Annotated in this window: 1 protein-coding gene; it reads left to right on the top strand. The window is 73.1% G+C overall.

Going from position 1 to position 9,659, the window contains the following annotated elements:
- Window positions 1-9,659: type I polyketide synthase (locus VT50_RS24400; RefSeq protein ID WP_143645264.1), on the top strand; the 9,659-nt coding region annotated here is incomplete at both ends.

Here is a 9,659-nt window from a genome sequence, read left to right as displayed (position 1 = left end):
GGAGCGGCTGTCGGACGCGCGGAGGAACGGCCACCCGGTGCTGGCGATCGTGCGCGGTAGTGCCATCAACCAGGATGGTGCGTCCAATGGTCTGACGGCGCCGAACGGCCCGTCCCAGCAGCGGGTGATCCGGCAGGCGCTGGAGAGCGCGGGGCTGTCCGCCGCCGAGGTGGACGCGGTCGAGGCGCACGGCACCGGAACGACACTGGGTGACCCGATCGAGGCGCAGGCGCTGCTGGCCACCTACGGGCAGGAGCGGCCGGAGGGCCGCCCGCTGTGGCTGGGTGCCATCAAGTCCAACATCGGCCACACCCAGGCCGCCGCGGGCGTCGCCGGGGTCATCAAGATGGTGATGGCCATGCGCGCGGGTGTACTGCCCCAGACGCTGCATGTGAACGAGCCGTCGCGGGAGGTGGATTGGTCGACGGGCGAGGTGCGTCTCCTGACGGAGGCCACCGCGTGGCCGGAGACCGGGCAGCCGCGCAGGGCGGGTATCTCCTCGTTCGGGCTGAGCGGGACCAACGCCCACACCATCGTCGAGCAGGCCCCCGACCTGGAAGAGGCCGTGGCGCCTGAGGCGGCCGGGCCCGAGGCGGCCGTGGTGCCGTGGCTGGTGTCCGGCAAGAGCCGGGAGGCGCTGCGGGCCCAGGCCGACCGGCTGTACGCGGATGTGGCGGCCCGGGACGACATCGGGGCGCTGGACATCGGACACACGCTGGCGTCCCGGTCGGTGTTCGAGCACCGCGCCGTACTGGTGGGCGAGGACCGGGAGACCCTGCTGCGCGGCCTGCGGGCCGTCGCGGAGGGCGGAATCGCCTCGGGGGTCGTCCAGGGACAGACCGTCACGGGTGGCAAGTCGGCGTTCCTCTTCTCGGGTCAGGGTGCGCAACGCCTGGGCATGGGGCGGGAGTTGTATGAGACGTTCCCGGTGTTCGCCCGGGCGTTGGATGAGGTGTGCGCACACCTGGACGTCATGCTGGAGCGTCCGCTGAGGGACGTGATGTTCGCCGACGAGGACGGTGCGGACGCCGGGCTGCTGGATCAGACGGCGTTCACCCAGCCCGCGCTGTTCGCGGTTGAGGTGGCGTTGTTCCGGTTGCTGTCGGCGTGGGGTGTGGCGCCGGATGTGGTGGTCGGTCATTCCATCGGTGAGATCGCCGCCGCGCATGTGGCGGGGGTGTTCTCGTTGGAGGACGCGTGTGCCCTGGTGGCGGCGCGTGGCCGGTTGATGCAGGCGCTGCCCGAGGGCGGTGCGATGGTCGCCATTGAGGGCTCCGAGGAGGAGGTCGCGGCGTCGCTGGCTGGTCGTGAGGCCGAGGTGAGTATCGCGGCGGTCAATGGTCCGGCGGCTGTGGTGGTCGCGGGTGATGAGGCTGCGGCATTGGAGATCGCCGGGGGGTGGGCGGAGCAGGGCCGTAAGACCCGACGGCTGCGGGTGAGCCACGCGTTCCACTCGCCGCGCATGGACGCGATGCTCGACGGTTTCCGTAAGGTCGTCGAGGGGTTGTCCTTCCAGACGCCGTCCATCTCCCTGGTCTCGAATGTGACGGGCGAGGCGGCGGACGCGGCCGAGGTGTGCTCGCCGGAGTACTGGGTCCGCCATGTCCGTGAGGCCGTGCGCTTCGCGGATGGCGTGCGGGCACTCACCGCCCGGGGTGTCACCCGGTTCCTCGAGGTCGGCCCGGACGGTGTGCTCTCCGCGATGGCGCGGGACTGCCTGACGGAGGACCAGGCCGCGGCCTCGGCCGTGGTGCCGGTGCTGCGCAAGGACCGTCCCGAGGCCCACGCGCTGACGATGGCGCTGGCCGAACTCCATGTCCACGGAGCCTCGGTGGAGTGGGAGTCCGTCGTCGCCGGGCGCGGTGCGCGCATGGTGGAGCTGCCGACGTACGCCTTCCAGCGCGAGCGGTACTGGCCCGAGGTGTCCCTCTCCCTGAACGGCTGGGACACCCAGGGCGCCGCGGACTCGGTGGACGCCCGGTTCTGGGAGGCGGTCGAGCGCGAGGACCTCGAAGCGCTCGCCGAGACGCTCGACGTCGACGGCGAGACACCGCTCAGCGCGGTGCTGCCCGCCCTGTCCACGTACCACCGCAACCGGCGCGACCAGTCCACGATCGACAACTGGCGCTACCGGGTGGCGTGGAAGCCGGTTCCGGACGCGGTCGACGGGTCGCTGTCGGGGACGTGGCTGGTGGTGGTCCCGGCCTCGCGCGCCGAGGACGAGCTGGTGGCGGAGGTCGTCTCCGGGCTCGGGCGGCACGGCGCGGATGTGGTGTCGCTGGTGGCCGATGAGCGCGACCTGGACGCCGGAACGCTGGGGGAGCGGCTGCGCGGGGCGATCGCCGACGCGCCCGCCCTGAGCGGTGTGCTGTCGCTGCTCGCCCTGGACGAGGAGCCCTGCCCGGGACATCCCGCGCTCTCCGGCGGTCTCGCCCTGACCCTGACGCTGGTGCGGGCCATGGCGGACGCGGGCATCGAGGCCGCGCTGTGGTGCGGTACCCGCGGCGCCGTGTCGGTGGGCCGCTCCGAACGGCTCAGCCACCCGGCGCAGGCCATGGTGTGGGCGCTGGGCCGGGTGGCCGCGCTGGAACTGCCGCAGCTGTGGGGCGGCCTGGTCGACCTGCCCGAGTCCCTGGACGAGCGCGCGGTCGCGCGACTGGCCGGTGTGCTCTCCGCCAAGGCCGCCAAGGCCGCCAAGGCCGCCAAGTCCACCGAGGTCGCCGAGGTCGCCGAAGACCAGGTGGCGGTGCGCGGCTCCGGAGTGTTCGCACGCCGTCTGACGCGATCGGCCGCCCCCGTGGCCGACGGGACGACGTGGCGAGCGCGTGGCACGGTGCTGGTGACCGGCGGTACGGGCGCACTCGGCGGTCAGGTGGCGCGCTGGCTGGTGCGGAACGGTGCCGAGCACCTGGTGCTGACCAGCCGTCGCGGCATCGACGCGCCGGGCGCGTCCGAGCTGCGCGAGGAGCTGGAGGCGCTGGGCGCCCGGGTGACCGTGGCCGCCTGCGACGTGGCCGACCGCGAGCAACTGGCCGCCGTACTGGCCGCCGTGCCGGAGGAGCTTCCGCTGACGGCGGTGGTCCACGCGGCGGGCGCCAACGGGTCCGGGCCGCTGGCCGAGACCGGGCTGGCCGACGCCGCCGCCGTGGTCCACGGCAAGGTGGCGGGCGCCGTCAACCTGGATGAGCTGCTGGGCGACCGTGAGCTGGACGCGTTCGTGGTGTTCTCCTCGATCGCGGGTGTGTGGGGCAGTGGTGGTCAGGCGGCGTACGGTGCGGCCAACGCCTATCTGGACGCGCTGGTGGAGGACCGGCGTGCCCGGGGTCTCGCTGGTACCGCGGTGGCCTGGGGCCCCTGGGCCGAGAGTGGCATGGCGGCCGGAGACGAGGGCGACCAGCTGGCGCGCCGTGGTCTGCCCGCGATGGCGCCCGGTCTGGCGATGGCCGCGCTGCAGGGGGCGGTCGCGGGTGACGACGGTGTGGTGACGGTGGCCGATGTGGACTGGGAGCGGTTCGCCCCCGCGTTCACCATCGGGCGGCCCAGCCCGCTCCTCGGCGACCTGCCCGAGGTCCAGCGGGCGCTGGCGAACGCCGGTAGCGGCGAAGGCACTTCGGGCTCGGCACTCCGTGAGCGGCTTACCGGGCTCACCGAGGCCGAGGTCGCCCGGACCCTCCTCGATCTGGTGCGCGCCCACGCCGCCGCCGTCCTCGGCTTCGCGGGCGCGGAGTCGGTGGAGCCGGGGCGGGCGTTCAAGGAGCTGGGCTTTGATTCGCTCACGGCGGTGGAGTTCCGTAACCGGTTGAACGTGGAGACGGGGCTGGTGCTTCCGGCCACGCTGGTCTTCGACTATCCGAGTGCCGCGGTGCTGGCCGACCATCTGCGTGCGGAGGTGCTGGGGACGCAGGGTGCGGTGGCCGCCCCGTCGGCGGCGCTGGCGCCGGTCGATGACGACCCGATCGCGATCGTCGGGATGAGCTGCCGCTTCCCCGGCGGTGTGCGCAGCCCGGAGGAGCTGTGGAACCTGGTGGCGGCCGGAACGGACGCCATCGTGGACTTCCCCTCCGACCGCGGCTGGGACGTCGAGGGGATGTATGACCCCGACCCCGAGCGGCTGGGCACCTTCTACGCCCGCGAGGGCGGATTCCTCGACGGGGCGAGCGAGTTCGACGCCGCGTTCTTCGGGATCTCGCCGCGTGAGGCGCTTGCGATGGATCCGCAGCAGCGGCTGCTGCTGGAGACGTCCTGGGAGGCGTTCGAGCGGGCCGGTATCGACCCGGCGTCCGTGCGCGGCAACCAGATCGGCGTCTACGTCGGCGCCGCGACCTCCGGCTACGGCACCGGGCTGCAGGAGATCCCCGAGGGGCTGGAAGGGCAGCTGCTGACCGGCAGCGCCACCTCCGTCGTCTCGGGCCGCATCTCCTACACGCTGGGTCTGGAGGGGCCCGCGCTGACGGTGGACACGGCGTGCTCGTCGTCGCTGGTCGCTCTCCACCAGGCCGCGCAGGCGCTGCGCCAGGGCGAGTGCGAGATGGCGCTCGCCGGTGGCGTCACCGTGATGACCAGCCCGGCCGCGTTCGTGGAGTTCAGCCGCCAGCGCGGGCTCGCCCCCGACGGCCGGTGCAAGCCGTTCGCGGACGCCGCAGACGGCACCGGCTGGTCCGAGGGTGTGGGCATGCTGCTGGTCGAGCGGCTGTCGGACGCCCGGCGCAAAGGCCACCAGGTGCTGGCGGTCGTACGGGGCTCCGCGGTCAACCAGGACGGTGCGTCCAACGGTCTGACCGCGCCCAACGGCCCCTCACAGCAGCGGGTCATCCGCCAGGCCCTCGCCAACGCCCGGCTCTCCGCCGCCGACGTCCAGGTGATCGAGGCACACGGCACAGGAACGACACTGGGCGACCCGATCGAGGCCCAGGCACTGCTGGCCACCTACGGTCAGGAGCGCCCGGAGAACCTGCCGCTCTGGCTCGGATCGATCAAGTCGAACATCGGCCACACCCAGGCCGCCGCCGGTGTCGCGGGCGTCATCAAGATGGTGATGGCCATGCGGCACGGTGTGCTGCCGCGGACGCTGCACGTGGACGAGCCCTCGCGCGAGGTGGACTGGTCGGCGGGCGAGGTGCGGCTGCTGACCGAGGCCGCCGCGTGGCCCGAGACCGGGCAGCCGCGCCGGGCCGGTGTCTCCGCGTTCGGTGTCAGTGGCACCAACGCGCACACCATCATCGAGCAGGCCCCCGTACTGGACGAGGCGGAGGACGAGGCGGCCCCCGCCGACGACCACGGAATGGCCCCCTGGGTGCTCTCCGCCCGGAGCCCGGAAGCCCTGCGCGACCAGGCCGGGCGACTGCGCGCCCAGCTGTCCGAAGAAGGGACCGGGTCCGGCGTTCTGGACATCGCCGAATCACTGGTCGCCACGCGATCGGTGTTCGAGCACCGCGCGGTGCTGCTGGGCACCGACCGCGACACTTTGCTGCGCGGCCTGGAGACCGTCGCCGCGGGCGACGACGCCCCCGGCATCGTCCGGGGCCAGGCTGCCGCGGTCGGAAAGACCGCGTTCCTGTTCACCGGTCAGGGCGCTCAACGCCTGGGCATGGGGCGGGAGTTGTACGAGACGTTCCCGGTGTTCGCCCGGGCGCTGGATGAGGTGTGCGCACACCTGGACGTCACGCTGGACCGTCCGCTGAAGGACGTGATGTTCGCCGACGAGGGCGGCGCGGACGCCGGGCTGCTGGACCGGACGGCGTTCACCCAGCCCGCCCTCTTCGCCATCGAGGTGGCGCTGTTCCGGCTGCTGGGGCACTGGGGCATCACCCCGGACGTCCTGATCGGCCACTCCATCGGTGAGATCGCCGCCGCGCATGTGGCCGGTGTGTTCTCGCTCGAGGACGCGTGCGCGCTGGTGGCCGCGCGCGGTCGTCTGATGCAGGCGCTGCCCGAGGGTGGCGCGATGGTCGCCATTGAGGCATCTGAGGAGGAGATCGCGGCGTCGCTGGCCGGTCGTGAGGCCGAGCTGAGCATCGCCGCCGTCAACGGCCCGACGGCCGTGGTGATCGCGGGCGATGAGGCCCCGGCGCTGGAGATCGCCGGGCAGTGGGCGGAGCAGGGCCGCAAGACCCGACGGCTGCGGGTCAGCCACGCCTTCCACTCGCCGCACATGGACACGATGCTGGACGGCTTCCGCACGGTCGTCGAGGGGCTGTCCTTCCAGGCGCCGTCCATCGCCTTCATCTCGAACGCCACGGGTGAGCAGGCCGGTGCCGACGAGGTGTGCTCGCCGGAGTACTGGGTGCGCCATGTGCGGGAGACCGTCCGCTTCCGCGACGGGGTACGGGCACTCGAGGCACAGGGCGTCACCGCGTACATCGAGGTGGGTCCCGACGGCGTACTGTCCGCGATGGTCCAGGACTGCCTGACCGAACCGGCCGACGACATCGCGGCCGACGGCACACCGGTCCCCCTGCTGGTTCCGGTGCTGCGTAAGGACCGCCCCGAGCCACAGGCGCTCGTGGCGGCACTCGCCGAGACCCACGTCCACGGCGGAACCGTCGACTGGCGGGCCTTCTTCGCCGGACGCGGCGCCCGCCGCGTGGACCTGCCGACCTACGCGTTCCAGCACCAGCGCTACTGGCTGGAGCCCGGCGCCTCCGCGGGAGACCCCGCCGCCTTCGGCCTCGACCCGGCCGACCACCCGCTGCTGGGCGGAGCCGTCCCCCTCGCGGGCGCCGACGGCCTGGTGTTCACCGGAACGCTGTCGCTGCACACCCAGCCCTGGCTGGCGGACCACGTTCTGCGCGGCGAGGCGGTCCTGGCCACCACGGCCCTCGTCGAACTGGCCGTCCGCGCCGGTGACGAGGTCGGCCTCGGCCAGGTGGAAGAGCTCGTCATCCAGGCGCCGCTGGTCCTCCCCCGAGGGGGCGGCGTCCAGATCCAGCTCGTCCTCGGCGAGGAGGACGAGTCCGGCACCCGCTCGCTGGAGATGTACTCGCGGACGGCCGGGCCGGAGGGCGAGGACGAGTGGACCTGCCACGCCAGCGGTGTGCTCGCGCCGGAGCCGGACGACGCCGCGACCGCCGAAGGGGCGGCCCGCTTCGACTCCGCCGCATGGCCCCCGCCCGGCGCCGAGCGCGTCGATGCGGACGGCCTCTATGAGCTGCTTGCGGGCGACGGACTGGTCTACGGACCCACGTTCCGTGGCCTGCGAGCCGTCTGGCAGCGCGACGACGAGGTGTTCGCCGAGGTCAGTCTGGCTGAGGAGTCCGTCATGGACGCCCAGCGGTTCGGGCTGCACCCCGCCCTGCTGGACGCGGCGCTGCAGCCGCTCGGCCTCGGAGTGCTGGACGGATTGGGGCGCGGCCGCGTCCTGTTCAGCCTGGCCGGGGTGTCGCTGTACGCCGCCGGTGCCTCCGCGCTGCGCGTACGGCTCGCCCGCACCGGTCCAGAGACCCTTTCCCTGGCGGCGGTCGACGGAGCCGGTGAAGCCGTGTTCTCCGCGCACTCGCTGACGCTGCGCCAGGTCGCCACGGAGCAGACGGAGGCCGCCCCGGTGGTGGAGCCGGAGCCCGCCACCTCAGCCGAAGTGGCCACCGAAGCCCCCGCCGAGAACACCCCCGTCAAGCCCGCCCGCCGCCGCAAGACCGCGCGGCGCGCCGCCAAGCGGGGCGCCGGATCGGACTCCGGACCGCTCGCCGCGCTGCGGGAGCGGCTGACCGGGCTCGCCGAGCCCGAGCAGGACCGGGTGCTGCTCGATGTGATCCGCACCCATGTCGCGGCGGTGCTCGGACACGCCTCCGCCGACGCGGTGCAGGGGTCGCAGGCGTTCAAGGACATCGGCTTCACCTCGCTGACCGCCGTGGAGTTCCGTAACCGGGTCGGCAAGGCCACGGGCCTGCGCCTCCCGGCGACCGCGGTGTTCGACTACCCGACCCCCGCCGAACTGGCCAAGTTCGCCCGTGCCGAGGTGTTTGGCGCGCAGACCGGGGCGCTGCAGCCGGTGCCGGTCGCGGTGGCGGGCAACGACGAGCCGATCGTGATCGTGGGGATGAGCTGCCGCTACCCCGGAGAGGTGGCCACCCCCGAGGACCTGTGGAACCTGGTCGCCGAGGGCCGGGACGGCATCTCCCCGTTCCCGACCGACCGCGGCTGGGACGTGGAGAACCTCTACGACCCGGACCCGGACGAGCCGGGCAAGTGCTACACGCAGGAAGGCGGCTTCCTGCACGGCGCCAGCCAGTTCGACCCGGCGTTCTTCGGGATCTCGCCGCGCGAGGCGCTGTCGATGGACCCGCAGCACCGACTGCTGCTGGAGACTTCGTGGGAGGCGCTGGAGCGGGCCGGTATCGACCCGGTCTCCGCGAAGGGCAGCCAGACGGGTGTCTTCGCGGGCGTGACCTACCAGGACTACGGCGGCGTCCTCGCCGGGTCCCAGGAGAGCGTCGAGGGCTACATCGGCACCGGTGTCTCGCCCAGTGTCCTCTCCGGCCGCATCTCCTACACCCTGGGCCTGGAAGGGCCCGCGCTGACGGTGGACACCGCGTGCTCCTCGTCGCTGGTCGCACTGCACCTCGCGTGGCAGGCGCTGCGCCAGGGCGAGTGCTCGCTGGCCCTCGCCGGTGGGGTGACGGTGATGTCCACCCCGATGTCGCTGGTCGAGTTCAGCCGCCAGCGCGCGCTCGCCTCCGACGGCCGCAGCAAGCCGTTCTCGGCCGCCGCGGACGGTGCCAGCTGGGCCGAGGGCGTCGGCATGCTCGTCCTCGAGCGGCTGTCGGACGCCCGCCGCAACGGACACCCGATCCTCGCCGTGGTGCGGGGCAGCGCGGTGAATCAGGACGGCGCGTCCAACGGTCTGACGGCGCCCAACGGCCCCTCGCAGCAGCGGGTCATCCGGCAGGCCCTTGCCAACGCCCGCCTGTCGGCCGACGAGGTGGACGCGGTGGAGGCGCACGGCACGGGCACCTCGCTGGGTGACCCGATCGAGGCCCAGGCGCTGCTGGCCACCTACGGCCAGGAGCGCCCCGACGGCCAGCCGCTGTGGCTGGGCGCCATCAAGTCCAACATCGGCCACTCGCAGGCGGCCGCCGGTGTCGGTGGAGTCATCAAGATGGTGATGGCCATGCGGCACGGTGTGCTGCCGAAGACCCTGCACCTCGACGAGCCCTCGCCGCACGTCGACTGGACGGAGGGCGACGTCGAGCTGCTGGCCGAGGCCAGGCCGTGGCCTGAGACCGGGCATCCGCGGCGTGCGGGTGTGTCGGCGTTCGGCATGAGCGGCACCAATGTGCACACCATCCTGGAGCAGGCCCCCGAGGCCGAGGCGGCCGAGACCGCCGAGGTCGAGGTGGCCGACGGCCCGGTGGCGTGGATCGTGTCGGGCAAGAGCAACGACGCGGTGCGGGCCCAGGCGGACCGGCTGCGGGAGTTCGTGGCCGAGCGCCCGGAGCTGCGTGCCGCCGATGTGGCCCACTCGCTGGCGACGACCAGGTCCGCGTTCCAGTACCGGGCCACGGTGACCGGAACCGGCCGGAACGAACTCCTGGAGCGCCTGGGCGCGTTGGCCGAAGGTGCCAAGGCGCCGGGCGTGGTCCGCGCGAGCGCCGTCGAGGAGCCCGGCCGTTCGGTGTTCGTGTTCCCCGGTCAGGGGGCGCAGTGGGTGGGTATGGCGGTGG

Source organism: Streptomyces antioxidans, from assembly GCF_000968685.2.
Taxonomy (GTDB): domain Bacteria; phylum Actinomycetota; class Actinomycetes; order Streptomycetales; family Streptomycetaceae; genus Streptomyces; species Streptomyces antioxidans.
This window is presented reverse-complemented; position numbering and strand designations above follow the sequence as displayed.